Annotated in this window: 30 protein-coding genes; 11 read left to right on the top strand and 19 right to left on the bottom strand. The window is 40.4% G+C overall.

The features are described 5' to 3' along the window. Positions 1-42 precede the first annotated feature (42 nt). The 3 genes from V7659_RS07765 to V7659_RS07775 form a co-directional block, all read right to left on the bottom strand. A protein-coding gene (locus V7659_RS07765) for an IS3 family transposase (protein WP_335539219.1) occupies positions 43-1,373 on the bottom strand; the annotation gives its coding sequence in 2 pieces (ribosomal slippage) (positions 43-1,001 and positions 1,001-1,373; 1,332 coding nt in all). Positions 1,374-1,516: 143 nt separating this feature from the next. Beyond that, on the bottom strand, positions 1,517-2,680 hold the full coding sequence (locus V7659_RS07770; RefSeq protein WP_335539221.1) for an endonuclease Q family protein: 1,164 nt from the start codon (positions 2,678-2,680) through the stop codon (positions 1,517-1,519). Next, on the bottom strand, positions 2,677-3,231 hold the full coding sequence (locus tag V7659_RS07775; protein WP_335539223.1) for an NUDIX hydrolase: 555 nt from the start codon (positions 3,229-3,231) through the stop codon (positions 2,677-2,679). Before V7659_RS07775 ends, V7659_RS07770 begins: the two co-directional genes overlap by 4 nt. A gap of 70 nt (positions 3,232-3,301) precedes the next feature. On the opposite strand from V7659_RS07775, the gene mciZ reads away from it, so the two are divergent. Then, positions 3,302-3,433, top strand: coding sequence for a Z-ring formation inhibitor MciZ (gene mciZ / locus V7659_RS07780; RefSeq protein WP_081825343.1), 132 nt, complete (start codon positions 3,302-3,304; stop codon positions 3,431-3,433). Between the two features lie 63 nt (positions 3,434-3,496). Beyond that, on the top strand, positions 3,497-4,408 hold the full coding sequence (locus V7659_RS07785; RefSeq protein ID WP_335539226.1) for an aldo/keto reductase: 912 nt from the start codon (positions 3,497-3,499) through the stop codon (positions 4,406-4,408). A 35-nt stretch (positions 4,409-4,443) separates the two neighbouring features. Here V7659_RS07785 and V7659_RS07790 read toward each other — a convergent pair whose 3' ends face one another. The 3 genes from V7659_RS07790 to V7659_RS07800 all read right to left on the bottom strand — a co-directional run bounded on the left by V7659_RS07790 (position 4,444) and on the right by V7659_RS07800 (position 6,256). Beyond that, positions 4,444-4,698, bottom strand: a complete 255-nt coding sequence (locus tag V7659_RS07790) for a YqkE family protein (RefSeq protein WP_335539227.1) — start codon at positions 4,696-4,698, stop codon at positions 4,444-4,446. 176 nt (positions 4,699-4,874) lie between these two features. Further along, positions 4,875-5,543: a 3-oxoacid CoA-transferase subunit B gene (locus V7659_RS07795; protein ID WP_335539228.1), complete on the bottom strand. Its 669-nt coding sequence runs from the start codon at positions 5,541-5,543 to the stop codon at positions 4,875-4,877. A 23-nt stretch (positions 5,544-5,566) separates the two neighbouring features. Next, a complete protein-coding gene (locus V7659_RS07800; RefSeq protein WP_144547582.1) occupies positions 5,567-6,256 on the bottom strand; it encodes a CoA transferase subunit A in 690 nt (229 codons plus the stop codon). Positions 6,257-6,408: 152 nt separating this feature from the next. Between V7659_RS07800 and V7659_RS07805 the strand changes: the two genes are divergently transcribed. From V7659_RS07805 to V7659_RS07815, 3 genes are all read left to right on the top strand, one after another. After that, positions 6,409-7,311, top strand: coding sequence for a hydroxymethylglutaryl-CoA lyase (locus V7659_RS07805; RefSeq protein WP_335539231.1), 903 nt, complete (start codon positions 6,409-6,411; stop codon positions 7,309-7,311). Positions 7,312-7,389: 78 nt separating this feature from the next. Beyond that, positions 7,390-7,530 carry a hypothetical protein gene (locus tag V7659_RS07810; RefSeq protein ID WP_180230143.1) on the top strand — a complete coding sequence of 47 codons (141 nt, stop codon included), beginning with the start codon at positions 7,390-7,392 and terminating at the stop codon, positions 7,528-7,530. Between the two features lie 135 nt (positions 7,531-7,665). Continuing rightward, entirely contained in the window at positions 7,666-8,586 is a 921-nt protein-coding gene (locus tag V7659_RS07815) for an alpha/beta hydrolase (RefSeq protein ID WP_335539233.1), read from the top strand. Between the two features lie 21 nt (positions 8,587-8,607). Here V7659_RS07815 and V7659_RS07820 read toward each other — a convergent pair whose 3' ends face one another. The 3 genes from V7659_RS07820 to V7659_RS07830 all read right to left on the bottom strand — a co-directional run bounded on the left by V7659_RS07820 (position 8,608) and on the right by V7659_RS07830 (position 10,631). Then, positions 8,608-8,940 (bottom strand): iron-sulfur cluster biosynthesis family protein, encoded by a 333-nt coding sequence (locus V7659_RS07820; RefSeq protein WP_335539234.1) that lies wholly within the window; start codon positions 8,938-8,940, stop codon positions 8,608-8,610. A gap of 78 nt (positions 8,941-9,018) precedes the next feature. Further along, positions 9,019-9,354, bottom strand: a complete 336-nt coding sequence (locus V7659_RS07825; RefSeq protein WP_283874981.1) for a YolD-like family protein — start codon at positions 9,352-9,354, stop codon at positions 9,019-9,021. 17 nt (positions 9,355-9,371) lie between these two features. Further along, a complete protein-coding gene (locus tag V7659_RS07830) occupies positions 9,372-10,631 on the bottom strand; it encodes a DinB/UmuC family translesion DNA polymerase (RefSeq protein WP_335539238.1) in 1,260 nt (419 codons plus the stop codon). A 159-nt stretch (positions 10,632-10,790) separates the two neighbouring features. Between V7659_RS07830 and V7659_RS07835 the strand changes: the two genes are divergently transcribed. After that, positions 10,791-10,982, top strand: a complete 192-nt coding sequence (locus V7659_RS07835; RefSeq protein WP_335539240.1) for a YqzH family protein — start codon at positions 10,791-10,793, stop codon at positions 10,980-10,982. 53 nt (positions 10,983-11,035) lie between these two features. Here V7659_RS07835 and V7659_RS07840 read toward each other — a convergent pair whose 3' ends face one another. Next, positions 11,036-11,833 (bottom strand): SDR family NAD(P)-dependent oxidoreductase, encoded by a 798-nt coding sequence (locus V7659_RS07840; protein ID WP_335539242.1) that lies wholly within the window; start codon positions 11,831-11,833, stop codon positions 11,036-11,038. A gap of 30 nt (positions 11,834-11,863) precedes the next feature. Beyond that, positions 11,864-12,826, bottom strand: a complete 963-nt coding sequence (locus V7659_RS07845; RefSeq protein WP_335539244.1) for an MBL fold metallo-hydrolase — start codon at positions 12,824-12,826, stop codon at positions 11,864-11,866. Positions 12,827-13,306: 480 nt separating this feature from the next. On the opposite strand from V7659_RS07845, the gene proC reads away from it, so the two are divergent. From proC to namA, 3 genes are all read left to right on the top strand, one after another. Next, positions 13,307-14,152, top strand: a complete 846-nt coding sequence (gene proC / locus V7659_RS07850) for a pyrroline-5-carboxylate reductase (protein ID WP_335539246.1) — start codon at positions 13,307-13,309, stop codon at positions 14,150-14,152. 58 nt (positions 14,153-14,210) lie between these two features. After that, a complete protein-coding gene (locus V7659_RS07855; protein ID WP_335539247.1) occupies positions 14,211-15,350 on the top strand; it encodes a glycosyltransferase in 1,140 nt (379 codons plus the stop codon). A gap of 80 nt (positions 15,351-15,430) precedes the next feature. Then, positions 15,431-16,450 (top strand): NADPH dehydrogenase NamA, encoded by a 1,020-nt coding sequence (gene namA / locus V7659_RS07860; RefSeq protein WP_335539248.1) that lies wholly within the window; start codon positions 15,431-15,433, stop codon positions 16,448-16,450. A gap of 53 nt (positions 16,451-16,503) precedes the next feature. On the opposite strand, the gene rnz is transcribed toward namA, so the two are convergent. Continuing rightward, positions 16,504-17,427: a ribonuclease Z gene (gene rnz / locus V7659_RS07865; RefSeq protein ID WP_335539249.1), complete on the bottom strand. Its 924-nt coding sequence runs from the start codon at positions 17,425-17,427 to the stop codon at positions 16,504-16,506. A gap of 282 nt (positions 17,428-17,709) precedes the next feature. On the opposite strand from rnz, the gene zwf reads away from it, so the two are divergent. After that, entirely contained in the window at positions 17,710-19,179 is a 1,470-nt protein-coding gene (gene zwf, locus V7659_RS07870) for a glucose-6-phosphate dehydrogenase (RefSeq protein WP_335539261.1), read from the top strand. 49 nt (positions 19,180-19,228) lie between these two features. Here the strand turns inward: zwf and V7659_RS07875 are convergent, their stop codons facing one another. The 4 genes from V7659_RS07875 to mce form a co-directional block, all read right to left on the bottom strand. Beyond that, on the bottom strand, positions 19,229-20,506 hold the full coding sequence (locus V7659_RS07875; protein ID WP_335539251.1) for a DNA polymerase IV: 1,278 nt from the start codon (positions 20,504-20,506) through the stop codon (positions 19,229-19,231). 79 nt (positions 20,507-20,585) lie between these two features. After that, on the bottom strand, positions 20,586-21,707 hold the full coding sequence (locus V7659_RS07880; RefSeq protein ID WP_335539253.1) for a tripeptidase T: 1,122 nt from the start codon (positions 21,705-21,707) through the stop codon (positions 20,586-20,588). A 222-nt stretch (positions 21,708-21,929) separates the two neighbouring features. Then, positions 21,930-23,480 carry an acyl-CoA carboxylase subunit beta gene (locus V7659_RS07885; protein ID WP_335539254.1) on the bottom strand — a complete coding sequence of 517 codons (1,551 nt, stop codon included), beginning with the start codon at positions 23,478-23,480 and terminating at the stop codon, positions 21,930-21,932. 1 nt (position 23,481) lies between these two features. Further along, complete coding sequence (gene mce, locus V7659_RS07890) at positions 23,482-23,895, bottom strand: methylmalonyl-CoA epimerase (RefSeq protein WP_335539255.1); 414 nt, start codon at positions 23,893-23,895, stop codon at positions 23,482-23,484. Between the two features lie 141 nt (positions 23,896-24,036). On the opposite strand from mce, the gene prli42 reads away from it, so the two are divergent. Beyond that, positions 24,037-24,153, top strand: a complete 117-nt coding sequence (gene prli42 / locus V7659_RS07895) for a stressosome-associated protein Prli42 (RefSeq protein ID WP_186328571.1) — start codon at positions 24,037-24,039, stop codon at positions 24,151-24,153. A gap of 44 nt (positions 24,154-24,197) precedes the next feature. Here prli42 and V7659_RS07900 read toward each other — a convergent pair whose 3' ends face one another. The 3 genes from V7659_RS07900 to V7659_RS07910 form a co-directional block, all read right to left on the bottom strand. Further along, positions 24,198-24,710 carry a L,D-transpeptidase gene (locus V7659_RS07900; protein ID WP_420491325.1) on the bottom strand — a complete coding sequence of 171 codons (513 nt, stop codon included), beginning with the start codon at positions 24,708-24,710 and terminating at the stop codon, positions 24,198-24,200. 23 nt (positions 24,711-24,733) lie between these two features. Then, positions 24,734-25,729: an aromatic acid exporter family protein gene (locus V7659_RS07905; RefSeq protein ID WP_335539258.1), complete on the bottom strand. Its 996-nt coding sequence runs from the start codon at positions 25,727-25,729 to the stop codon at positions 24,734-24,736. Positions 25,730-25,840: 111 nt separating this feature from the next. Then, on the bottom strand, positions 25,841-26,276 hold a 436-nt coding region (locus V7659_RS07910; protein WP_335539260.1), incomplete at its 5' end, for an amino acid ABC transporter ATP-binding protein.

Consider the following 26,276-nt stretch of genomic DNA (forward strand, 5'->3'; position numbering starts at 1 on the left):
TGAACTGTGACCCATAAAGTGGACAGTTTAAAAAAGACCTTTTTATGCAGCTAGTAGATGACTCCGGTATTGGACCGGAGTCATTTTATTTAACCCCCATTGATACCGTTCATTGTTATATTCCTCAATGTAATTTCCTATCAGTTCCTGTAATTCCTCAAAACTTTCACATTCTGAATAGTTAACTTCATCCTTTAAATGACCAAAGAAGGATTCCATTGGTGCGTTATCCCAACAGTTTCCCTTACGGGACATTGACTGGGTCAGTTTCATCCCTTTCACTCGCTTTTGGAACTCCGGGTGCGTGTAGTGGAAACCTTGGTCTGAGTGAAGAATTGCTTCTGGGTGTACCATACCATTAAGTGAGTCTGAAAGTTTCTTAAGAGTATCATAAACGATATCCATCTTCAGGTTCCTGGAAAGATGGTGGGTAACAATTTCCTTTGTAGATGCATCTTTTACACAAGATAAATAAGCTGGCTGTGCTGATCCATAGTATACGTATGTAATATCGGTAAGTAACACTTTCCCTGGTTCACCTTGATTAAATTTTCTATCTAGTAGATTTGATAGGGTTTTATGCTCCTGAGTCGCCTTTGCCATTTTCCTGTAAGGATTTATCTGCCTGATCTTCGCTACCAAGTTAAATTTTTTCATAATCCTTCGAATCTTTTTATGGTTCATTACGACATAATAATTGTTCTCCAAAATCATCTTGATCACAAGAGCACCTGCTTTTGCCTTCTTTTCATCAAAGATTTCTTTGATTAACTCATAATCTTTCCAATCATTTTCTTGTCTTGAAGTCCTTTGATTTTCAGCTTTAATCCATGCGTAATATCCACTCCGGCTTACTCCTGCCATCTTACAGAGGTATTTTACCATTCTGGTAATTCCACACTTTGTTATAATCTTTTGGATAAGCATAAACTTCTCCGTCTTAGTTACTTTTTCTTCCTCGATCCCTGCCTTTCGAGTGCGTCTAACTTTTTTAAGAATTCAAGTTCCGCTTCTAAATACTTGATCCGTACCTCAGCCTTCTTTAAGCTTTCCTCAACAGTAAGCTGTTTAGAAGATGGTCTACCAGTACTGCCTTTTCCTCTCCGTTCCGTAAGGAACCCATCATCTCCGAGCTGATTAAAAGTTTTCCTCCACCGCTTTAAGCATTCTTTAGGTTTATCAGAACCTATCAATTGTAGGTCAAACCCATGTTCAATAAAGATTTGTACGGGGCCCTTTCCATTAAAATTCTCTTTTACAGCTTTAATCTTAAAGTCAGGTGTAAATGAAATGGAACGTTCTGACACATGGTCCACATTCGGATTACTCTCTAATAGCTTTATCTGAATCTCATTAAAAATAATTTTAGTCATATTTAACTTTCCTCCGGTTATATCCTCTAAATGATTATAAACCGGTTTTAATCCAGGGGACACAAAAAACCCGAATAAGGGACTTTTTTAAGTGTCCATTATTCGGGTCATAGTTCACTTTTGCTACCGGGGGTTATTTTTATTTAATCTGAAATTTTTCCGTATTTCCCGCCGCCGCCAGCTGCCAGATTTACTTTCCCCTCTCTAGCTTTCAGGATCAGGTCGGCAATTCTTTCGGGGACCACTTCTTTCAAACCATCATATGGAACATCATGTAAAATCGCCATTTCACTCCCAAAATGATCGACCAGCTTCTCAAGTAAGCGAGGTCCTAAGCCAGGGATGAACTCAAGTGGGACCTGATGAATATAGGGCGGACGATCTGCTGGCCCCTGATCAGCCGTTTTCAGTTCAAGGATTCTGTCAGCCACACCTTTAATAATCTTGGTATTTCCACATTGGCTGCATATTTGATCGTCATCTGCTGTAGGATTTAGACACTCTGCACAAACTGTTTTATGATATTTACCAAGCAATGGATCAAGACCATAGTTTGCGATAATTTTCCGTCCATCTTCCTTCTTTAATGCTTTCTGCAATTCTAAAAATGTTGGTTCCTTCATCGCTATAACTTGATATTCACGGGCAATTTTTGCAAGGGAATGGGCATCAGAATTCGTTACAAAGGTATAATCATGTAACTCCTTAATTTGATCTGCCATATTCGTATCGGAACTTAATCCAAGTTCTACCGCATCAATCAAATCTGGGTCCAATACCTCAGTTAATGACTGATTGACACCTTTCCCATATAAGCTCTTAAAGGGCGTGAATACATGCGCAGGAATGAAGATTCCACCTAACTCTTTCACCTTCCTTTGCAAAGTGAGGCCCGAAGCATAAATTCTTTGAGAGCTTAGTTGAATATTTTTCAAGTGACCTGACAGCCATGTGGAGAACTCTCTCATAACGGAAAGATTCGGAAAGTAACTCAATAGATGGATTGGACCATTGCATTGCTTATCGTAAATTTCTAATTCCGAACCAGGTATTACCGTTAAATCACCAAATACTAAGCCCCCGTCTGGATGCTCCACTACATCTTCACTTTCAATAAGACTTTCCATTTCGAGAATGACTTCAGGTGAATGACTATCGATAATTCCCACCATATTAAGCCCTTTTTCATGTCGTGCGTGTTCAATGATATTCGTAAACGTTAATGACTTGGCCCCAGTGATTTTTACCGGTTTGCCCGTCCAGGTCCGGCCAATATGAATATGTAAATCTACATAGTAGCGATTCATTTATTTTTCAACGCCTCTTGTAACTGTAAATACTGCACAGCGAAAATCGTTTTGGCATCATAGATCCTTTGCTCTTTCACATATTGAACGGCTTCTTCAAGGGTTAATTCCTCAAGATTCACAAACTCGTCTTCGTCGAGTGCGGCTGCATTTTCTTTTTTAGTCAGCCCTGTTGCTACATAGACATGTACGATTTCATCGGCAAATCCTGGGGAGGTGTAGAAAGAGGTGAGCCATTCTAGGCTCTTACACTCATAACCTGTCTCTTCTTCCAGTTCACGGCGTGCACAAAGGGCTGGTTCTTCACCCTTTTCTAACTTTCCTGCGGGAATTTCCACAATTGTCCGTTCCAGTGCTTTTCTGTATTGCTCCACCATAACGACTTTTTTGTCATCAGTCAGCGCTAAAATAGCGACAGCACCCGGATGCTTAACGATCTCCCGCTTGGATTGTTTCCCGTTCGGAAGTTCAACCTCCTGTAAGTGAACACTGATTATTTTTCCAGAGAAAATCTCTTCGCTCTGGAGCGTTTTCTCTTCAAGATTGCTCATAAGGGTCACTCCTGTTCTATTCCAATAATCTGCTCATACATTTTACCATACTTTAATTGGAGGGTATGAGATGAAGGTGTACGTGCACGAAAAGGGAATCATTCTTGTCGGAAAAGGGTGGGAGATAGTTCAGAAACTAAAAGAATATAATAAAGACCATCTCACCGTTTCAGAATGGGTTGAAAAGGTTAATCAAAAATAATGCCTTTCGATTGTAGTCTGTCCTTTTCTTTATTAAAATTGTAGAAAAAGGACGGGTGATTTTTTGAAAAAGAGAAGACTGGGAAATTCAGATTTGTATGTAACAGAATTAGGGCTTGGTTGTATGTCAATTGGAACCGAGGAGAAAACGGCACGAAAAATTATTGAGGCCGCACTTGAGGAAGGTATTAATTATTATGATACGGCTGATTTATATGATTTTGGTGAAAACGAAAGAATTGTCGGGGCAGCATTAAAGGATATACGTGAAAATGTGATTATTGCCACTAAGGTTGGGAACCGCTGGAGCCAAGATAAGAAAGGATGGTCATGGGACCCGTCAAAGTCATATATAAAGGAAGAAGTCAAACAAAGTCTTAAACGACTGGGCACGGACTATATCGATCTCTATCAGCTGCATGGTGGGACAATTGATGATCCTATTGAGGAAACGATTGAAGCGTTTGAAGAATTAAAAGCGGAAGGCTTTATTCGCTATTACGGGATTTCATCAATTCGCCCAAATGTCATTAAGGAATATGTGAAAAGATCGAGTCTTGTTTCAGTGATGATGCAATATAGTATCCTGGACCGCAGTCCTGAAGAAGAAGCACTTCCATTACTACAAGAGCATGGGGTAAGCGTTGTAACCCGCGGACCGCTTGCCAAAGGCCTTTTAAGTGACAAAATGCTGGAGAAAGTAACTGATAAGGGTTATCAAGACTATAGCTTAACCGAGCTGAAGGAAGTCTTGCCAATGCTGAAGGAAAAGCTAACAGACTCTCGTTCCTTTACAGAGATCGCCCTTCAGTATAATCTCGCAAATCCTGTTGTTGCTTCTGTTGTCACCGGGGCAAGCAGTCCAGAGCAAATTAGAAGTAATGTGAAAGCAGTTAGAAGTCAGCCACTTTCTGTTGCAGAAGTTTCTCTCATTAGAGAATTAACGAAAGCAAGTATCTATAAAGAACATCGTTAAAGGAGAGCGTTTATCCGCTCTCCTTTTTACCATCTTTATTTAAATTCTTTCCAATTCATGCCGCTCTCATTTAATAGTTCTTCAAATGATTTGTTTTTTTCTTTTAATCTTCTTTCTTCCCGTTTTCTTTGCTCTTCTTCTTCAATTCTTTTTGCTTCTGCTGCTTTCAGCTGTTCCTGTTGATCTTTTAATTGTTTAAATAAATTTGGATTGATCATATCGCCAAGCGTGACCGCAGAATCATCTTTTTTGGGTTTCGATTGATTTTTTTGTCTGTTTTGCTTTTTCATTCAAAATGCCTCCGTTGTCAATATTTCATTTATATTATACCATCTCAGCATAGCTACCCACAGAAAAAAGCAGGCTTAATTTTCTTGCAGCCTGCTCTTCTATATTATCGGCTCTTTTAACTAGTCTGTTGATTTCCACTCCAGGCGGCTTCGCTCCAATCAACAGAGTGGCTAAATCAATAAGCTTCAATCTTCACATTTTCGTCCACTGATAATGCGGCTTCTGTAGAGTTGACAACTTCCTCAATCGTAAATCCTTTTGCTACTTCCACCAATTTAAGTCCAGTGTCCGTCACATCCATGACTGCGCGCTCGGTGATAATCCGATTGACTACCCCTTTTCCTGTAAGAGGCAGCGTGCACTCTTTCAATATTTTTGATTCACCTTTTTTATTCACATGCTCCATGATTACAATTATTTTTTGGGCTCCATGAACAAGATCCATCGCACCGCCCATGCCTTTTATCATCTTTCCTGGGATCATCCAATTCGCTAAATCGCCAGTTTCGGATACTTCCATTCCACCAAGGATCGCCAAATTGACATGGCCGCCGCGAATCATTGCAAACGATTCGGCGCTATCGAAATAGGCTGCACCGCTAATCGCTGTTACAGTCTCTTTACCAGCATTGATTAAATCGGGATCCACCTCATCCGCACTTGGATAAGGCCCGATGCCAAGAAGACCATTTTCAGATTGCAAGACCACTTGTTTATTAGCTGACATATAATTGGCAACCAAGGTTGGCATACCAATGCCTAGGTTTACATAAAAGCCATTTTCAATTTCCTTCTCTGCCCTGATTGCAATTCTCTCTCTGACAGAGACTTTTTCATTCGACATTGTACTCTCCCCCTTCCCCAAAACTATTTACTCACTGTCAATCTCTCAATTCGTTTTTCCTGAGTTCCTTCGATGATTGTTTGCACGTAGATACTTGGGGTATGAATAAAATTAGCATCTAATTCACCAATTTCATAAAGCGCTTCCACTTCTGCAATCGTTACTTTCCCAGCAGCAGCAATCATCGGGTTAAAATTCCGTGCCGTTTTGTGGTAAACAAGATTCCCCATTTTGTCACCCTTCCACGCCCTTACAAGACTAAAATCGGCCGTTAGTGCCTCTTCCAGCAGGTATTCTCTTCCGTTAAAAATTTTCGTTTCTTTCCCCTCTGCAACCGGAGTTCCTACTCCAGCAGGTGTATAAAATGCTGGAATTCCAGCCCCACCTGCCCTGATTTTTTCAGCAAGTGTGCCCTGAGGCGTTAATTCTACCTCTAGCTCACCAGTTAAAACCTGTCTCTCAAACTCTTTATTTTCACCCACATAGGATCCAATCATCTTTTTGATTTGTTTATTATTTAGGAGCAATCCTAACCCCCACTCATCAATCCCACAGTTATTTGAAATGACCGTTAAATCCTTGACGCCTTTTTCTGCTAAGGCCAGAATCAGATTTTCTGGTATTCCGCACAACCCAAATCCACCAACCATCAAGGTAGCCCCATCATGAATATCTGCAACTGCCTCCTGGAAGGATGTACAAATTTTCTTCATGCTTCTTTCCCTCCTTCATCACTTTTTTTTCTTTACTTATTTCTAGTAAAATACGAGAAAATCCTTTTATTTTGTCAAAATTTCTATTATTCTTGCTTTTTTGAAATTAACACTACTACAATGAAAGTATGATTATCGGAGGTGGAAAATGAATGCTAAATTTACCTAAAAAGGTCACGATCATCGAGGTCGGCCCTCGGGATGGACTGCAGAATGAAAAGTTATTTGTACCAACTGTTATAAAAAAACAATTTATCAGCAGATTAAGAAATGCTGGTCTTCAAGAAATGGAACTCACATCGTTTGTATCACCGAAATGGGTGCCTCAAATGAGCGATGCCGCTGAAATAGTAACCGACTGCCTTGATGCTGATGCCAGAAATATTGTTCTAGCACCGAACCGTACAGGGATTGACAGGGTATACTCTACCGATTGTCAGGCTGTTGCTGTGTTTGTTGGCGTCAGCAATAGCTTTAATCTTAAAAATATTAATAAAACAACAAAGGATAGTATGACGGAACTTGTACCGATCATTTCTGAATTAAAAGTGAAGAATTATTTTGTCCGGGCCTGTATTTCTACCGCCTTTTATTGTCCTTATGAGGGAAAAATCAATGAAAGTGATACGATAAAGCTTTGCCAGGAATTTGTTGACTCAGGGGTCGATGAATTAAGTGTTGCCGATACCATCGGGTTGGCAGCTCCAGATGAGTGCTTTGCTTTGTTTTCCCAATTGAAAAGTCTTTTTCCTCATACACTCTTAACCGCCCATTTTCATGACACACGAAAGCTTGCCCTTGCGAACATTTTTGCCTCTCTCCAGGCAGGAATCGACCGATTCGATACCTCTGCCGGCGGGCTTGGCGGTTGTCCATTTGCACCTGGTGCTTCCGGAAATGTAGCAACAGAGGACGTAGTTTATATGCTTGAACGGATGGGGATTGATACCGGGGTTGATTTGAATAAGTTAATGGATGCGATTGAAGTCGTACGCCCTCATCTTTCCAGACAAATTGAAAGCGGATACTATCGTCTGCATACGCAAACTGTCTAAATTTACTTTCTGTGAATAATCGGACTTCTACTAATGCATCTTATTTATTGAAACTAGCTTGAAGGGAGACTGATTATTTTGAGTCAAAAACGGGATAAAGGTTCCAGTCAAAAGGGAAAAAACTATGCTGAAACTGCAGGTGGAGGACAGCGAGTGATGGCTGCTGAAGAAGTCGAAAAAGCAATCCATCCTACCAAAAGACAAAACGCTGAGCAATAAATTATTTTGTCAACTCAAAAGCCGCTCGTTGGTGTCAGCGGCTTTTTTTATGCTAAAATTAAAACTGTTAATTTATGGGCGCTTAGAGCTTATTTTTTCATACCTTATAATAAAAAAACACGGGAGGTGCCATTGGTGAAGAAGACACTCCGAACCTTGTTTGCCTTGTTGTTATTCTGGTTATCTCTTGGTTTGTATTTTACAAACCGCCTCATGTATATGAAAAAGAAGGATGAGGATTTAATTTTAAGACGGGAAAAAGAGGCTGGCAGGTATAATCCTGAGGAATTTGAATCCCTCCCGAAGCGGGAGATTGATATTCCTTCCCCTTTTGGTTATATGATTAAAGCTCTGCTCGTTGAACCGCACCAGACGAATCGTTATATTATTATTTCTCATGGTGTAACCGAAACGAAAATTAATTCGATTAAATACGCTAATCTTTTTTTAGCGCGAGGGTTTAATACATTAATTTATGACCATCGCCGCCACGGGGAATCCGGGGGCAAAACCACTAGCTTTGGTCATTATGAAAAATTCGATTTAAAAACTGTCGTCGATTGGCTCAAAAAAGAAAAAGGACCCCAGCTGGAACTGGGAATTCATGGCGAATCGATGGGGGCCGCTACCATGCTTCTCTATGCTGGACTTCTTGAGGACGGCGCTGATTTTTATATTGCTGATTGTCCATTTTCGGATTTTAAGGAGCAGCTTGCCTATCTCATTAAAAGGGACTTTAAGCTCGTCCCTAGCCTTTTATTGCCGCTTGGTGATGCTCTTTTACGTCTGCGGGATAAATACTCGATTCGAAATGTATCACCGATTTCGGTCATTGAAAATATCAAACATCCAATTTTGTTTATTCATAGCCAAAAGGATGATTTTATTCTTCCGACTATGACAAAGGATTTGTTTGAACATAAAAAAGGGCCTAAAATGCTCTATTTAGCAGCTAATGGCCGCCACGCTCAGTCCTTTAACGAAAACCGGGCTGATTATGAACGGGTAATTGATGAATTTTTACAAAAGTATGTTGATCATGCCTTACCAAGCTAAAAACAGACTGTCCAAAATGGATCAGTCTGTTTTTTCTTTGATTAGTAAACTCATATGGCCATTAAGGATTTGCTGTGGACTCTTTAGTTGAAAGCAATTGGCCGCATTAGAAAAATCAATTTTCATTTGCTCATCAAAAAAAACTGTTTTTGATTTTTCTACATAAACCGTTCGATCATTTGTCTCAATCGCAATATCATCTGAATCTAGATTCGGGACAAACCACAATGCCACTACTCCATTAACCGCACAACCACAGCCGTCAGTATCGTATTTTAGCTTTAAGTAGCCTTCTCGGCCATTAACTCTTTGATTTATTTTTTCCGCTGCCGCTGCTGTTATATTGATCTCCACGTTGATTACTCCCCTCCGTTTAGCATATGGTGATTGTACCACATGTTACGTGAGGTTGATTCAACTTTGCTCATGGATTTAAGTCTCCGTCATCCGGATGTCAGCAATGGCATCTATCGGAATCCGGTGCACCTCTTCAAAGCGGTCCAGTACATGAAGCCGTTGGGTCAATTCGTCCCAGTAATGGATTTTGCCAATCACGATTTCATAGTTCCGATTTCGGTAATGGGTAATTGTTACGTACTGATTATACTCAATCGCTTCGGACAAAATCTCATTCATCAATTCCAGCTGCTGTTCATCCATCTCTCGTTTCTGTTCATACCGATCTTCCTTCACCCAATCCCTGAGTAATTTCACGTGCTCAGGAAGCATCATCGATGTCCATTTGATCCTTCCGCGATCACGAATCATACGCCTCTCCTTCTTTCCTATCTTTTATGTCCGCCGACAAGTGTAGCCCGGTGCTTAGCGGTTCCGGCAGCCGTATAAGAAACAGCGCGCAACAAGGAACCTGAGCCAAAGCGTCTGCGCACCGTATCTACCACATAGCCAAGCTCACGCCGCTTATAGGCACCCATGTCGAAAAGATCCAGCTGGAGCTCAAGGTCATCAACAATATTGCTGATGGCAATCGAAATTTGCCGTACCGTCTTTCCAGAGTAATGCTCATGAAATAATTCAAGACAAACACGATAAAGCTCCATCGTCACATTTGTTGGCTGTCCGATCGTTCTTGAGCGATGAAAACCGCCGCCAAATTCGTCCTGGCTATAGCCAACTCCGAGACTAATCGTTCTCCCTGCCTTTCGATGCGTACGTGCCCGCCTTGCTACCTCCTCACACATTTCCAAAATGACCGTCTTAATTTCCGCTTCCTCTTTATAGTCCCTTAACAGAATTTGACTTTTTCCAAAGCTAATCTGCCCTTGAATAAGCGGTGCACCCAATTCAGAGAGATCAACACCCCAGGCATGATAATAAAGTTGGTTTCCCATGATGCCAAATTTCTTTTCCAACGTTTCTAAATCATAGCGGGCAAGCTGACCGACATTAAAAATCCCCATTCCATTTAATGTTTTTTCCACGCGTCTGCCGATCCCCCACATTTCTCTAAGCGGCGATACATTCCAAAGCTTGGTTTGGACATCTTCATACGTCCACTCGGCCACTCCTTTTTTCTTGGCATCAAGGTCAAGACATAGCTTCGACAGCAGCATGTTCGGGCCAATTCCAACGGCACATGGCAACTGAAACTCCCGTTCAATATCATTCTTTATTTTTTGGGCGATCGTGTGGGCATCCCCCCACAACTGCATCGCACCATCCACTTTAATAAAGCTTTCATCAACGCTATAGACATGAATTGCTTCTTTTGGAACATAGCGATTAAATACACGCGAAATTTCTGTTGCAATTCGTAAATACGTGGCCATTTTCGGTTCCACAATTCGAATCCTCGGGTCATTAGGAATCTCAAACATCCGCGAACCCGTTTTGATGCCAAATTCTTTTTTCATCCGCGGCGAAGCAGCAAGGACAATACTTCCCTGCCGCTCTTTTTGACCGACAACAGCTAAATAACATTCCATTGGGTCAAGGCCGTGCATGACAGCCGAACAACTGGCATAGAAGCTCTTCATGTCCACACATAAAATTTTATTTTGCGGCAGTACGCTGTAATCCACCATGACTGATCCCTCACAACTCAAATATCGAACATTCGTTCCTTTTTATTATATTCATTATCATAAGCGAATATGCGTTCGTATTCAATGGAAATTTTTTAACATGTTTTCATTTATGGAAGCTCGATAAAAAATAGTATAATGTGAGTGGGGTGCATGTTTATGGATAAAAAACTAGTTGTGAAGATGATCAAAAATTGTTTTAAACAATATTACGAAGCGGACTCCATGCCTATTGGTGAAAAGGATTTGGAGATGCTCACAAAGCGAATTCTCCAATTAAAAGAGGACGAACCAACTGCAAACTTATATGAGGTCATCAATGATACGGTGTATGAATTTTTAACAGGCTAATTATACCTTCAAAACAAAAAAAGCCCCCGATAAGAGGCTTACTACTTCATTGTTTATTTCTGATTAAAGGCCCGTCTGCCAATCCGCTCAAACAGTCGGGGGAAGAGCACGTACACGACGCTTCCCATATTCATCCAACGCGGCAAATTAATCTCCCTTGTTTTCGTCAGCATGCTGTCGACGACCTTCTCGGCAACAAACTCGGGCTTGAGCATAAATCTCTGCACATTTTTAACATAGGTGCCTTTTTCGTCAGCAATATTAAAAAAATTGGTAGCGATTGGACCAGGATTCACAGAGGTCACAAGTACATTAAAGTCTGCTAATTCCATCCGCAGTGAGTTGGTGTAACCAAGAACCGCATGCTTAGAAGCTGAATAGACACTTGATTTAGGCGTAGCAATTTTCCCAGCTTGGGAGGCAATATTGATTATATGCCCAAAACGCCTTTCACGCATTTTCGGCAGCACCATGCTTGTGCAGGCCATAAGCCCCACCACATTCACATCAAACATTCCCTTGATTTCATCCACTGTCGCCAAATGGGCTTCACGGAAAACTCCAAAACCAGCATTATTGACAAGAATATCAATATCACCGATTGTATCGAAAATCCGTTGAAATATCTTCTGTACCTGAACTGTATCCGACACATCCAACTGATAAACAACCACTTTAACCGGATGCTTTTGCTGGAGATCCATTCGTAATTGTTCGAGTTTACCTATACTTCGGGCTAATAGCACAAGATTGGCACCGCTAGAAGCACATAGCTTGGCGATTTCAGCTCCAATACCTCCAGATGCACCAGTTATCACAATATTTTTACCTTTTAATTGTTCCCTAATCATTTCTACACCTCATCTGAGTTGATTCCAAGGCTAAAATTTAGCCTGAAAAAGAACAGGATTTGTCCCCTTACTACTAATCTCCCCAATAGATGATAAATAGTCAAGTTGTGCGACGGTTTCGGAAATGGTCAGCATCAGTTCGCGCTGGTAAACAGACGGGAACAAGCGTTTACAAATTTCAAATACGGTCAACTCTTCTTCTTTTAACCAGCTATGAACTGTCATGGCCCGCTCGTGCTGCCGTACTAATCGTTTATCAACCAACTCCGCTAACTTATAAACTTCCTCCCCATGCCCTGTATAGACACATTGAATGGGATACGAAAGCAGCTTCTTCATCGAGTCATTATGCTGCAGCTGTGGCTTCGGTCTTTTAATTTCACCAGGGGCTGGAGCCTCTAACAATGGATTGGGTGAAATATGTGCTAAAATCAAATCTCCGCCAATTAAAATCCCATCCTTTTCCCGGTACAGGGCAATGTGGCTTTGGGCATGACCTGGTGTTTCAATGACCTGCCATTCATTTAGCCCAGGAGGTCTCATTCCCTCAACAAGATGTCCGGTCAATGAGCGGTTGCAAGAATATTTCAATGTTTTTCTTAAATTTGAAAGTAAAGGAAAGTATTCCTCAGGCAGACCGAACTCTAGAAAATGGACACGAAAAAATTCTTCTTGTTCTTGAAAAAAAGCTTCTGTTGGTTGAATCCATCGTTCATTCAGATGATGACCGTATACTTCTAAGGTATCTGGAAAAAAATCAAGCATCCCCACATGATCGGGATGATGATGTGTTAGAATTACTTGATCGATATCAGCTGGAATTAACCCTAAATCCCCCATTTGAACTTTAAACGACTCCCAAGCCTGTTCCGTTTTTACTCCAGCGTCAACAAGTGTTAAACGATCGCCTTTAATCAAATAAACATTGACATCCCCAACCGCAAAAGGAGTTGGCACCGTAATTTTTGCTATTCCGTCTTTCCATTTTGTCATTCCTAAATCCCCTTATCATTATTTTCAAATAAAGAATCCATTGATATAGATATGAACATTATGTGACATTTATTATATATACTAAAGTGTAGCGATATTTTAACCAATTGTCATTATTACTGCATAATTTTTTAGAAAAAATAAAAAATTCTCTAAATTTAACTATTGACAGATAGGTTGTTTATCTTGCATAATCTAATAAAAATTTAATTCGCTAAAGCGATGAGTAAGGCCAGTAAATGAGAAATGGCGAAAGAGAGTGAAGTTCGACGGCTGAAAGACTTCACCGCCCTCTTAATCATTGAACCTACCTTAGGAGCACTTAGGAAAACCTAACGTATATCCGGCGTTATCGGAGTCGAGTGAACCCTTATGGAAATGATGTGAGGGTAATGAAGGTGGTACCACGGAAGTTAGACCTTTCGTCCTTTACGGATGAGGGGTCTTTTTATATTTCAGGATTATAAAGGAGGAGTATAGATGAAAAAAATTGCAATTATTGGGGCAGGATCGATGGCTGAAGCATTCATTTCAGGAATTCTTGAAAATGGTTTTATTGATCAAAAAAATATATGGATCACAAACAATTCTAATCAAGAAAGATTAGCTGCCTTAGAAACGCGTTATGGAATTCGAACGACTTATAATTTGAATGAGCTTTTTGATCAAGCAGACATTGTGATGTTAGCCATGAAACCAAAGGACGTCGCGACTGCCATTCAATCGATTCGTGAACACTTAACTGAGCAGATGCTCGTCGTCTCTGTCTTAGCAGGTGTATCCATGGATACCATTGAAACATTAGCAAGAATACCACTTGCGATTGTAAGGTCGATGCCAAATACCTCGGCAGCTGTTGGAAAATCAGCTACTGCTGTTGCCGTAAATCATCGTGTTACCGATTCTCAGTTAGAAACAACTAAAAACTTATTTGGAACTGTCGGCTTGGCTTCCGTTGTCGAAGAAGAACAGTTAGATGCCGTTACTGGCCTTTCCGGGAGTGGTCCCGCCTATATTTATTATCTAATTGAGGCAATGGAGAAAAGTGCCGTTGAAGTAGGTCTTGAAAAAGATATGGCCAGTGAATTGATTGTACAAACACTGCTTGGTGCAGCCGAAATGGTCAAAAACTCAAGTAAGTCCTCTACCCAGCTGCGTAAAGATGTAACAAGCCCTGGCGGAACTACAGAAGCTGGGATTCGAGTGCTTGAGGAACATGGGGTCCAAGAAGCATTCATTTCTTGTATCAAAGCAGCAACGGCCCAATCTAAAAAAATGGGAATGGAATTAAGTTCTAAGCTTCAAACTGCTGACCAACCTTCTTAAATTGGCTTTTTGCCTTTATTACATTAAACTAGTAAAAAAGGCTAGGGAAGTGTCAGGCATGCTAACAATCTTATTTTCTTTAGGAATTCTAGTCTGGATTATCTTTCTTATAGACGGAATAATTGGTTTGAGAAAAATAGATCCATTAGAAAAAGAAGCAGGCATAGAGCATGGATCATTGTTGTCTGTAGTGGTTGCTGCCCGTAATGAGGAAAAGCAAATAGCTGCAAGTATCCTCAGCCAGTTAGAGCAAACCTACAAAAATGTGGAATGGATTCTCGTCAATGATCGGTCTACTGATGCCACAGGTAATATCATGGAGGAATTAACAACAAAAGACCCGCGCATAAAGGTCATCCATATTGAAAAATTACCTGAGGGCTGGCTCGGGAAGAATAACGCCTTGTACAGGGGTGCCCGTCAAGCTTCAGGTAGATGGCTGTTGTTTACTGATGCCGACATAAAATTTGAAAAACAAGCATTCGCAAAAGCGCTCCATTATTTTGAAAGGAATGACTTGAATCACCTAACTGCAGCACCAAACTTAAGCGCTAACCGGTTTTGGTTAAAATCATTTGTTGCCTTTTTCCTGTTTGGCTTTTCATATTTCAAACGTCCGTGGTTAGCCAACAACCCCAAATCAAAGATTGGAACAGGAATCGGCGCTTTTAATCTTGTATTAAAAGAAGCTTATGAGTCTTTTGGAACACATGAAAGAATAAAAATGCGCCCAGATGATGACTTACAGCTCGGGATGAAGATGAAAAAAGCTGGTTATCGACAAAGTATTGTAACTGCATTACATTTAATTGAAGTAGAATGGTATGGAAGTTTAAAGGAAGCTTTCATCGGCCTAGAAAAGAATACATTTGCCGGATTACACTACCGAATCAGCATGGTGATTTTTGCAATCCTCGGGGTTTTTATCACTAACGTTTTGCCCTTTGTGACGATTTTTTCCGGGAACAAGACTGTTGCCCTATTATCCTTTGGAAATATAATGCTAAGTGGAATACTTTATGTAATGGTCATAAAAAAATTAACCCTATTCTCCCCACTCATGTTTTTGGTTTTGCCAATCACTGCCCTGTTGTTTATATATTCAATTATTCGGGCGAGCCTTCTAACCTTTAAGCGCGGCGGTATTGTTTGGAGGGGAACCACCTATCGGTTAAGCGAACTCAGAGAAAAAGAGTAGAAGCTTAGTTTTTTCAATAAAACATTCCTTTTGATATACTAAAAAAGGAATGTTTATTATTGATTTCGGGAGGCTTATAAATGGCAGTAAAACTATTTTCCCCCTATACCATAAAGGGTATCACACTTAAAAATCGGATTGTCATGGCACCGATGTGCATGTATTCGAGCCATAACGAAGATGGCCATATCCAAAACTGGCATCGCACTCACTATACAACCAGAGCCGTCGGTCAGGTTGGTCTGATTATAGTTGAAGCAACTTCCGTAACACCTCAAGGAAGGATTTCAACAAGAGATCTAGGTATATGGGGCGATGACCATATAGAGGGCTTTACGGAGCTTGTTGGTCTGATGAAGGAGCAGGGTGCCAAAACAGGCATTCAACTCGCCCATGCCGGCAGAAAAGCCAGATTAGAAGGTGAAATTCTTGCTCCATCTGCACTAGCTTTTGACGAAAACATGAAAACACCAAAGGAAATGTCTAAATCAGACATCAAAGATACCATTGAAGCATTTAAAAAAGGGGCGGAGCGTGCAGCAAAAGCCGGTTTCGATGTGATTGAAATCCATGGCGCTCATGGGTACCTTATCAATGAATTCCTATCACCTTTATCCAATAAAAGAACCGACGAATACGGTGGCTCTGCCCAAAACCGCTACAGATTCCTCCGCGAAGTAATTGATGCAGTAAAAACCGTTTGGGAAGGCCCATTATTTGTGAGAGTTTCTGCACATGATTACCACGAAGAAGGGTTAACACCAAATGATTACATAACTTATAGTCAATGGATGAAGGAACAGGGTGTCGATTTAATCGATGTAAGTTCTGGTGCGGTTATCCCTGCCCATATTGACGTATATCCTGGATACCAAGTAAAATACTCTGAAACCATTAAGAATGGTGCTAGCATTTCCACCGGCGCTGTAGGGTTAATTACTACAGGGATTCAAGCGGAGGAAATTTTACAAAATGAAAGAGCTGATTTAGTCTTCTTAGCTCGTGAATTACTTCGCGATCCATATTGGCCGCGGACTGCAGCCAAGGAACTTAGCGTAAGTATCGAAGGACCAAAGCCATACGAACGCGGCTGGATTTGAATCGTATAAATCAAACGCACTTACCTAATTTTTATGGTAAGTGCGTTTTTACATTACTTGAGCGGCAGGTTTATTTCTTTAAAATCCTCAGCAATATCCGTATTCGGGAATACTTCTTTCGCCTCATCTACTAATTCTTGCCAAGCATTTCGATCATAACGTGAGCTAATGTGGGTTAGACATAACAACTTACAACCGGCCTTCTTTGCAACATCGGCAGCTTGATGTGTGGTTGAATGAAAATAGTCATGGGCCAGCTTTTCCTCATTAGCAGAAAAAGTCGCTTCATGTACCAATAGATCGGCATTCTTAGCCAAGAAAATTGCATTTTCGCAATAGCGGGTATCACCTAAAATCGTAACAACTCTACCCTTCTGTTCCGGACCAAGAAACTCATTGGGATCAATTGTCCTTCCGTCATCCAGGGTTACGGCTTCACCATTCTTTATTTTTCTAAAAATCGGTCCAGGCTGTACACCCGCTTCTTTCAACTTATCAGCAAGCAATGTTCCAGGTCTGTCCTTTTCTACAATTCGATACCCAAAGGAAGGTATACCGTGGTCAAGCCGTCTGACTTCCACCGTAAACTGCTCATCTTCAAAAATAATTCCCTCTTCGATCTCAATAACTACTAAAGGATATTTCAAATAAGTCTGGCTTATCGATAGGCTCACATGAATATAGTCTTTTATCCCTTTGGGGCCATAAACCGTTACCTCAGATTCCCCGCCTTGAAAAGAGCGGCTGGATAATAATCCTGGCAGCCCGTAGATATGATCACCGTGAAGGTGGGTAATAAAGATTTTTTCAATTCGACGCGGTTTTATAGAAGTATGTAAAATTTGATGTTGGGTAGCCTCACCGGCATCGAATAACCAAACAGCTCCCCGCTCCTCTAGCAATTTCAGTGCAATAGACGTGACATTGCGGAGTTTTGCCGGCATTCCAGCCCCTGTTCCTAGGAAAAAAATATCCACAATAATAAACTCCTCTCAAATTCCGTTCCTTTGTTTCCAATATTGATAATATAGCACAAACAAATATTATTTTCTCCTCCAGGACAGCTAGTGATAAGTGAATATCAGGAATTATTATGTGAAAAATAAAAGAAATTGTCTAATTGCGTTGTATTATTTTTGCGAAGTCTAGTCGAATGAGATAAAATCAAACAATATAAACATAAGAGTAATATGCATTTTTACATAAACAGAAAAGAGGTATTTACTTTGGAGCAAACTGGAAACATGACTTCATTAATTATGATTTTTGGTGCGACTGGTGATTTAGCAAAACGGAAGTTGTTTCCTTCCCTTTACCGGTTATTTGAGAAAGGAAAATTAACTAAATTTGCGGTGATTGGGGTTGCAAGAAGATCGCTATCCAATGATGAATTTCAGCATTCAGTCAAAGACTCGGTCATCTCAGCCTTAGGAAATAAAGATAAGATTGATGATTTTATCTCGCATTTTTACTATCAATCGCATGATGTTAGTGATTCCAACTCTTACGCATTGTTAAAAAATTTAGCAGATGAGATTGATAAAAACTATCAATTAGAAGGCAATCGTATCTTTTACCTTGCCATGGCTCCTGAATTTTTCGGAACGATTGCTTTACACTTAAAATCAGACAAACTTACAGAGGTAAAGGGTTATAAACGCCTGGTCATTGAGAAACCATTCGGACATGACTTAGAATCTGCCATCGAGTTAAATAGACAAATTAGAAGTGCATTTAAAGAAAAAGAAGTATATCGTATCGATCATTATTTAGGAAAAGAAATGGTGAGGAATATAGAAGTAATACGATTCGCCAATGCTATATTTGAACCGCTTTGGAATAATCGTTATATTTCAAATATTCAAATTACCTCTAGTGAAATACTCGGGGTTGAAGAACGGGGCCGTTATTATGAAACAAGCGGCGCCCTTAGAGATATGCTTCAAAACCACATGATGCAAATGGTAGCCTTGCTTGCGATGGAGCCACCAATCAACCTCTCCACTGATGAAATTCGTTCCGAAAAAGTTCGTGTGTTTCGTGCACTTCGGTCGGTTGAGGGAGAAAAGGTTAATGATTATTTTGTACGCGGCCAATACGGTGAGGGTACGGTTGAGGATGTTCCAGTTCCTGCTTATCGTGATGAAACGATGGTGGACAAAGAATCAAATACAGAAACCTTTGTTGCTGGTAAAATCATGATTGATAATTTCCGCTGGGCTGGAGTTCCGTTCTACATTCGGACAGGGAAAAGGATGTCAACAAAATCGACCAAAATTGTCGTTCAATTTAAAGATATTCCGATGAATTTATATTATCAAACGGAAAAAATGTTAAACCCAAATCTCCTTGTGATTCATATTCAACCGGAAGAAGGAATTACATTACATCTAAACGCTAAAAAAGCAGGCGGACACTTAGATGCTCAGGAAGTAAGAATGAGTTTTGCCAATACCGGCATCCATGCGATGAATACTCCTGAAGGCTATGAGAAGCTTCTTTACGATTGTATGCGAGGCGATGCCACGAATTTTACCCATTGGGATGAAGTGGCCTATTCTTGGAGCTTTGTTGATAAAATTTCGGCAGTTTGGGAAAACACGAAGGCTGACAACTTTCCTAATTATCAATCCGGGACCACGGGACCGAAAGAGTCGGATGAGCTTTTAGAAAAAGACGGCTTCTTCTGGTGGCCAGTAACTGAATTAGAAGTAGATATGTGTAAATAAGAAGTTCAAAAAAGCACTACTTTTGTTATGACAGCAAAAGTGGTGCTTTTTAGTCTGGGTCATTTATTTTATTGGGAGGTATTTGGAGAAAATCTTTATTAAAGCTTGTTCCAGTACCGATATTTTCCGAGGAAGGAGCCTGGTGCTCCCCTGCATTTTCAATGATTTTTTTACCGTATTTTTCACGGAGACTGGACAGTGTATTAAGTAATGGCTCTTTTTTGGCATCCTTTTCATAGGAAAATAAATCTAGCTGTTTAAAGGCATGGTCATGATCAACTAAATCATTTCCTGTAATCCCCAACAACCTAACGGCGTCTCCATTCCAAGCTTTTAGAAAAATCTGCTGTGCAAAGGAAGAAATGTCCTCATTTTGATTAATAGGATTAGGAAGTTTTTTACTTCTGGTAATCGTTCTTCGATCCTTGTAGCGAATAGTAATTCCAAGCGTTCCAGCTAAAACCTTCTTTCGCTTCAGTCTTATGGAAACCGTGTCAGCTAATGCTGTTAATACACGAAAAAGTTCCTGCTGATTGCTAACGTCCCGAGGAAGAGTGGTTGAATTGCCAATGCTCTTAAATTCCTCAATTGCTTCCGGATCAACAGGGCGATGATCAATCCCATTGGCTCGTTCTTTTAATCGAATCCCATTAATGCCTAGCAGTGTTTTTAATTGAATCTCATTTCCTTTTGCTAACTCACCAATGGTATGAATCCCAATTGTCTGTAATTTTTCAGCTGTCTTTTTTCCGACCCCATGCATTTCATTTGTGTTCAACGGCCAAAGAACTTTGGGAATATCACGTTTTCGAAGAATGGTAATTCCCATTGGCTTTTTCATATCTGAGGCAGTTTTCGCTAAAAATTTATTAGGAGCGATCCCTATACTGCAAGGAATATCTAGTTGTTCCAATATCCTTTTTTGAATACTTTCAGCAATCTCGATAGGACTTCCATACTCAAAACTTTCTGTAATATCTAAGTATCCTTCATCAATCGAGACAGGTTCTACCAACTCTGTATAATGCCTGAGAATTTCAAACATGCCAATTGAAACGGCTCGATACCTTTCAAAATTCGGTTTCATCACGATTAACTGAGGACAAAGTTTTCTCGCTTCCCAAAGTGGCATCGTTGTTTTGACACCAAATTTTCTAGCTTCGTAATTGCAGGTGACAATAATTCCTCTGCGCTCCTCTACATTTCCAGCAATCGCGAGCGGTTTCCCTTTAAGATTGGGGTCATAGGCCATTTCGACGGATGCATAAAAGCTATTCATATCTACATGTAAAATGACTTTTCCGTTTTTCGGATACATTTCCTTCATGCTGGCACTTCCTTAACGCATATTCTTCCCTTAGTATATCAAAAAGGAGAACCCGCGGTTAGGTTCTCCTTCCATTAGATTATTGATTTGCAACTTCATCGATAATCGCAAGTGTCATTTCTGCCAGTTTATACAATTCTTCCACTGGCATACGCTCATTGGTTGTATGAATTTCTTCATAGCCAACAGCTAGATTGACAGTAGGAATATTAAAGCCAGCAAATACGTTGGCATCACTGCCGCCGCCGCTATGCTGAAGTTCACAACTACGGCCGATTTTTGCAGATGCCTTACGAGCCACTTCGACAACATGGTCGCCTTCGCCAAATTTAAAGCCTGGATACATGACCTCTACATTAACTTCGGCTCTGCCGCCCATTTCTGCTGCTACTGTTTCAAATGCTTCCTTCATTTTGCTTACCTGAGCTTGCATTTTTTCAGGGATTAGTGAACGGGCCTCAGCTAAAATATCCACACGGTCACAAACGATATTGGTTGCTTGACCACCTTCAAAGCGTCCAATATTAGCAGTTGTTTCGTGATCAATTCGTCCTAACGGCATCCTCGCAATCGATTTTGCTGCAATCGTAATCGCGGAAACACCTTTTTCAGGTGCAACACCCGCATGAGCTGTTTTACCGTAAATAACAGTTTTTACCTTTGCTTGTGTTGGAGCAGCTACAACAACATTACCAACTAAGCCATCGCTATCCAAAGCATAACCGAATTTTGCTTTCATTAGTGAGGAATCAAGTGCTTTTGCACCAACAAGACCGGACTCTTCCCCAACTGTAATCACGAATTGAATCAAACCATGTGGGAGATTTTGTTCTTTTAACTGACGGATGGTTTCAAGCATAACAGAAATTCCGGTTTTATCATCGGCACCTAAGATTGTTGTTCCATCTGTAACCACGTAGCCGTCCTTTATAGCAGGCTTTACACCTTTAGCTGGTGTAACAGTATCCATATGACAAGTAAAATAAATCGGGTCAACACCCTCTTTAGTTGCCGCTAGCGTGCAAACTAAATTGCCTGCACCGTGGCCTGTCACAGCTGTTGTATCGTCTTCAAACACTTCAAGACCAAGTTCTGAAAACTTTTGTTTTAATACCTTGGCAATTTCAGTCTCAAATTTCGTTTCTGAGTCAATTTGCACAAGTTCTAAAAACTCATTTAATAGACGTTCCTGATTAACCATTATATTGACCCTCCAATTATGTACTCACTAATGTCCAGCTCCAGCGCCTAGGGGCTCGCAGGTCTACAGCCAGTCCGTCCAGAAGGTTAAAGAACAACCCTCTAGCCGGCTCGTCTTATGCCTGTCGCCCCTGGTCAAGGCGCTTCCGCTTTTCATATATCAGTATACCTTTTACCAGTAATATCATCAAATTGAGAGTACAGCACCAATAGAGATTTTCTTTTATAACGGGATGTTACCGTGCTTTTTATAGGGTCTTGACTCTTTCTTGTTTCTAAGCATTTCTAAGCCTTGGACAATTTTCATTCTGGTTTCGCGTGGGTCAATGACATCATCGACCATCCCTCTGCTCGCTGCCACATAAGGATTGGCAAACTTTTCACGGTATTCATCAATTTTCTGCTGTCTTGTCAGTTCTGGATTCTCACTATTGTTAATTTCTTTAGCAAAAATAATATTAGCGGCACCTTGAGGTCCCATAACCGCAATTTCAGCATTTGGCCAGGCAAATACCAAATCAGCACCAATTGATTTACTATTTAAGGCAACATAGGCACCGCCATAAGCTTTTCTTAAAATCACTGTTAACTTCGGAACGGTCGCCTCGGAATAAGCAAATAAGATTTTTGCCCCGTGGCGAATGATTCCACCGTGTTCCTGCTTAACTCCTGGGAAAAAGCCTGTCACATCCTCGAACGTGATGATTGGGATATTAAAAGAATCACAGGTTCTGATAAAACGAGCCGCTTTATCAGAAGAATCGATATCCAGGCCGCCAGCCATTACCTTTGGCTGATTACAAACAAGGCCTACAGATTCACCTTTAATACGAGCAAATCCAACAACAATATTTCTAGCAAAATCCTTTTGAACTTCCATGAAACTATTCTCGTCAACCACTTGCTCGATGACTTTGCGGACATCATACGGACGAACCGTATCAAATGGAATAACATCCATTAAATCTGGACGATAATCTTCGTCATCCTGTACCTCAAACCTAGGGGCCTTCTCCTCATTATTCTGCGGAAGATAGCTTAACAACCTGCGGACGTTTAGTAACACTTCTTCCTCTGAATCAGCTTGAAAATGGGCATTTCCACTAATGGAGCTATGGACATTCGCACCACCCAATTCCTCTGCTGAAATCTTTTCACCTGTCACTGTTTCGATGACTTTAGGCCCAGTAATAAACATTTGACTCGTTTTTTCAACCATAAATACAAAATCAGTAATCGCTGGTGAATAGACTGCACCGCCCGCACATGGACCCATAATTACCGATATTTGCGGAATGACACCGGAATAAATCGCATTTCGGTAAAAAATATGTCCGTACCCATCTAATGATACAACGCCTTCCTGAATGCGCGCCCCACCGGAATCATTTAAACCGACAAAAGGCGCTCCATTTTTCGCTGCTAAATCCATCACATTAGCAATCTTTTTGGCATGCATTTCTCCTAATGCTCCGCCAAAAACAGTAAAATCCTGCGAGAAAAGATAAATGGGACGACCGTTAACTTTCCCGTATCCAGTTACCACTCCATCCCCTGGACCCTTTTGTTCATCAAGGCCAAAATCATTCGTACGGTGCTCAATGAAAGGATTTAACTCAAAAAACGTTCCTTTGTCTACTAAAAGATCGATTCTTTCTCTAGCAGTCAGTTTGCCTTTTTGATGCTGCTTCTCGATTCTCTCATCGCCGCCGCCCATCTCAACCTCTCTGCGTTTATCATACAACTCATTTATTTTTTCATAGATGTCTAACATTTTACCCCTTCATCCCTTTCTTCTCACATAGTTCGAATAAAACCCCAGATGTCGATTTTGGATGCATGAAAGCAATATTTGCCCCACTTGCCCCAGGTCTTGACTGCTCGTCAATCATACGTATCCCTTGTTCCTTCATTTCGCGAATTCTTTCTTCGATCGAGTCCACCCCGAGGGCAACATGGTGAATTCCCTCACCGCGTTTTTCGATAAATTTGGCGATTGCACTTTTTTCTGATGTAGGCTCAAGTAGTTCAAGCTTTGTACTGCCCGCCTGTAAAAAGGCCACTCTTACCTTTTGAGTATCCACCTCTTCGATTCCAATCAAAGGCAGATTTAACACATCGGTATAAAAAGGAAGCGCTTTCCCAATAGACTTCACCGCAATTCCAATATGGTCGACTTTTTTAATCATTTTTACCCCTCTGTTCTAAATATTAAAATTTATTCGACAATAATCTTATTCGTTAAAAAGTTCATAAATCCTTCCTTAATTACTTAGTTGTTCCGTTGTTCATTTTTGCATTTCCTTGTACAATATAAGTAAAGTTTTAAAATGTTAAGGGAGGTACCCATATTGAATAGTAAGAAATCGAGGAAAATCATTGTTTATTTAATGTTATTTGCTATGCTTGCCTCAACTCTCCTAATAGGAATTGGTTCATTTCTATAGATAGATATACGAAAAGGGACTGTTCAAACGAACAGTCCCTTTTCCTATTTCATCGCTCCATGATCTTTTGCAAGTGTCTCATATGATTTTTTTGAAGAAATTACTAATACTTTTGTTCCTAATGGAATGACTGGATATAGCGAGGTAACCACTTCATTTTGAGTCCGGATACAGCCTTGAGAGACATATTTTCCGATTGAAGCAGGCTGATTCGTTCCATGGATGCCATAGGTTCTACCATCTGTTCCTTTTGCATCAAAGCCAATCCACCTCGCTCCCAGTGGATTCTTAGGATCTCCTCCAGGGATATTCCCTTTCCGAAAATAAGGTTCTTTGGCCTTTACCGTAATGGTAAAAAGACCTTCAGGTGTCAGCTCTTGTGTTTTTCCCGTTCCGACACTTACAACCGTTTGTACTTTGTTTTCATTAATAAAAGCCATTTCATTTTTACTTTTATTCACAATAAGAAATGGATCGCCTGGCATAGGGTTTGGCCCCAATGGCCAAAATGGTGACATGAAAAAAGCAATCAGGATTGGCGATAAAATGTTTATCAAAGCAGCCACCTGCCTTTTTTTTCCTAGTTTGCTTCAATCTTCTTCTGTTCATTCACTTTAGCCGATGTTTTTATTCCCTTAAATGAACTTTTAATAATCAGATATTCGTTCATTTCATTTACTAACTGCAGCAGAGCAGCCCTCGTTTCAAATTCTTCTCTTGTCTTTGGGAGCTCCATTTCCTCAAATTCCTTTTTCATTTCTCTTAATTTTTCAAGATAAATATAAGCTGTATTTCCAGGATGAACATTTTCAGAGAGTTCTTCCAGAAACTTAGCTACCATATGCCCTTGCTTTACAGTCCGGGTAATGGAAGTGACAATTGGTAAGACACGTTCGATAATTTCAAATTGCTTTTGTCTCATTTTAAAATAATGAAAATATATATTCTCATCTCGTAAAAAATGATTTTCAACATCCTGAAGGGCTATTGCTATCGCTTCATCAAGTAAACGAGCACCATCCGTAATCTCTTTTCCATCCCAATTACTATCCCCAGTCCGTAAATAACGTACCATTTCAACGAAAATGATTCTAAAATTCTCCTCAATTTCACTTTGATAATCTTTTAGTTTTTTCTCAACGCTTGGCATATAAAGATTAATAAGTAGTGCGACCCCAATACCAATGGTGATTACCCCAAGCTCATTAAAAAAAATAGCCAAGGTTATTTTTTTTGCCATATAAATATGTAAAATAATAACACTGCTCGTCACAATTCCGTCGGGCGCCTTCAGCATTACTATCGTTGGTATAAAGAAAAATAACATAACCCCTATCACAATCGGATGATAGGAGATTCCCTCAAAAAAAATGGCCGAAAAAGGCATCGCTAATACACAGGCTAAAAAACGAGCCCATGCCGTTCTGAGCGACCTCCGCTTTGTCACCTGAATACATAATATGGTAAGTATTCCTGCAGAAGCAAAGTTCTGCAATCCTAACTGCTGAGCAAGTAAAATTGAAATGGCTGTCCCAACAGCTGTTTTAATTGTCCGATATCCAATCCGAAATTTCATAGTTACCTCTCCAAATAAAAAAATAAAAAGATGATCCTTAAGACCATCTTTAGCATATCCCTATTAAAGCATTCTTTTGCAAGAATGTCTCATTTTTATGATTGCGATTCTTTACAATACTTTTTCTAAAAAATCCTTAGCCCTGCCAGTCCGTGGGTTATTAAAGAATTCATCAGGAGATCCTTCTTCTAATAATACCCCTTCATCAAGGAAGATAATCCGGTCAGAAACTTCACGAGCAAACCCCATTTCATGGGTAACAATGGCCATGGTCATTCCTGTTTGCGCAAGATCCTTCATTACATTTAGTACTTCTTTTACCATTTCTGGGTCAAGTGCGGATGTTGGTTCATCAAATAACATTAACTTCGGTTCCATCGCGAGCGCACGAGCGATTGCCACACGCTGCTTCTGTCCACCTGATAAATTATTCGGAAATGCTTTTTCTTTATCAGTAAGACCAACCCGTGCAAGCAATTCCCTGGCTTTTTTCTCAGCAAGTTCCCGCGATTCGCCTTTTACTTTCATCGGTGCATAAGTTAAGTTA

The organism is Neobacillus drentensis (assembly GCF_036966985.1).
Taxonomy (GTDB): Bacteria; Bacillota; Bacilli; order Bacillales; family Cytobacillaceae; genus Neobacillus; species Neobacillus drentensis_E.

What these genes read in the sequence shown, in the direction of transcription:
- V7659_RS07875 (WP_335539251.1), bottom strand. Translation starts at nt 20,506, where the DNA reads ATGAAGGAAATGTATCCGAAAAACGGAAAAGTCATTTTACATGTAGAT.
- V7659_RS07790 (WP_335539227.1), bottom strand. Translation starts at nt 4,698, where the DNA reads ATGAAAAAGCAAAACAGACAAAAAAATCAATCGAAACCCAAAAAAGAT.
- V7659_RS07830 (WP_335539238.1), bottom strand. Translation starts at nt 10,631, where the DNA reads ATGGTGGATTACAGCGTACTGCCGCAAAATAAAATTTTATGTGTGGAC.
- proC (WP_335539246.1), top strand. Translation starts at nt 13,307, where the DNA reads ATGAAAAAAATTGCAATTATTGGGGCAGGATCGATGGCTGAAGCATTC.
- V7659_RS07835 (WP_335539240.1), top strand. Translation starts at nt 10,791, where the DNA reads ATGGATAAAAAACTAGTTGTGAAGATGATCAAAAATTGTTTTAAACAA.
- V7659_RS07885 (WP_335539254.1), bottom strand. Translation starts at nt 23,480, where the DNA reads ATGTTAGACATCTATGAAAAAATAAATGAGTTGTATGATAAACGCAGA.
- V7659_RS07800 (WP_144547582.1), bottom strand. Translation starts at nt 6,256, where the DNA reads ATGAAGAAAATTTGTACATCCTTCCAGGAGGCAGTTGCAGATATTCAT.
- V7659_RS07805 (WP_335539231.1), top strand. Translation starts at nt 6,409, where the DNA reads ATGCTAAATTTACCTAAAAAGGTCACGATCATCGAGGTCGGCCCTCGG.
- V7659_RS07775 (WP_335539223.1), bottom strand. Translation starts at nt 3,231, where the DNA reads ATGAGCAATCTTGAAGAGAAAACGCTCCAGAGCGAAGAGATTTTCTCT.
- prli42 (WP_186328571.1), top strand. Translation starts at nt 24,037, where the DNA reads ATGTTAAGGGAGGTACCCATATTGAATAGTAAGAAATCGAGGAAAATC.
- V7659_RS07770 (WP_335539221.1), bottom strand. Translation starts at nt 2,680, where the DNA reads ATGAATCGCTACTATGTAGATTTACATATTCATATTGGCCGGACCTGG.
- V7659_RS07905 (WP_335539258.1), bottom strand. Translation starts at nt 25,729, where the DNA reads ATGAAATTTCGGATTGGATATCGGACAATTAAAACAGCTGTTGGGACA.
- V7659_RS07795 (WP_335539228.1), bottom strand. Translation starts at nt 5,543, where the DNA reads ATGTCGAATGAAAAAGTCTCTGTCAGAGAGAGAATTGCAATCAGGGCA.
- V7659_RS07825 (WP_283874981.1), bottom strand. Translation starts at nt 9,354, where the DNA reads ATGATTCGTGATCGCGGAAGGATCAAATGGACATCGATGATGCTTCCT.
- V7659_RS07845 (WP_335539244.1), bottom strand. Translation starts at nt 12,826, where the DNA reads ATGACAAAATGGAAAGACGGAATAGCAAAAATTACGGTGCCAACTCCT.
- V7659_RS07840 (WP_335539242.1), bottom strand. Translation starts at nt 11,833, where the DNA reads ATGATTAGGGAACAATTAAAAGGTAAAAATATTGTGATAACTGGTGCA.
- namA (WP_335539248.1), top strand. Translation starts at nt 15,431, where the DNA reads ATGGCAGTAAAACTATTTTCCCCCTATACCATAAAGGGTATCACACTT.
- V7659_RS07855 (WP_335539247.1), top strand. Translation starts at nt 14,211, where the DNA reads ATGCTAACAATCTTATTTTCTTTAGGAATTCTAGTCTGGATTATCTTT.
- mce (WP_335539255.1), bottom strand. Translation starts at nt 23,895, where the DNA reads ATGATTAAAAAAGTCGACCATATTGGAATTGCGGTGAAGTCTATTGGG.
- zwf (WP_335539261.1), top strand. Translation starts at nt 17,710, where the DNA reads ATGATTTTTGGTGCGACTGGTGATTTAGCAAAACGGAAGTTGTTTCCT.
- V7659_RS07880 (WP_335539253.1), bottom strand. Translation starts at nt 21,707, where the DNA reads ATGGTTAATCAGGAACGTCTATTAAATGAGTTTTTAGAACTTGTGCAA.
- mciZ (WP_081825343.1), top strand. Translation starts at nt 3,302, where the DNA reads ATGAAGGTGTACGTGCACGAAAAGGGAATCATTCTTGTCGGAAAAGGG.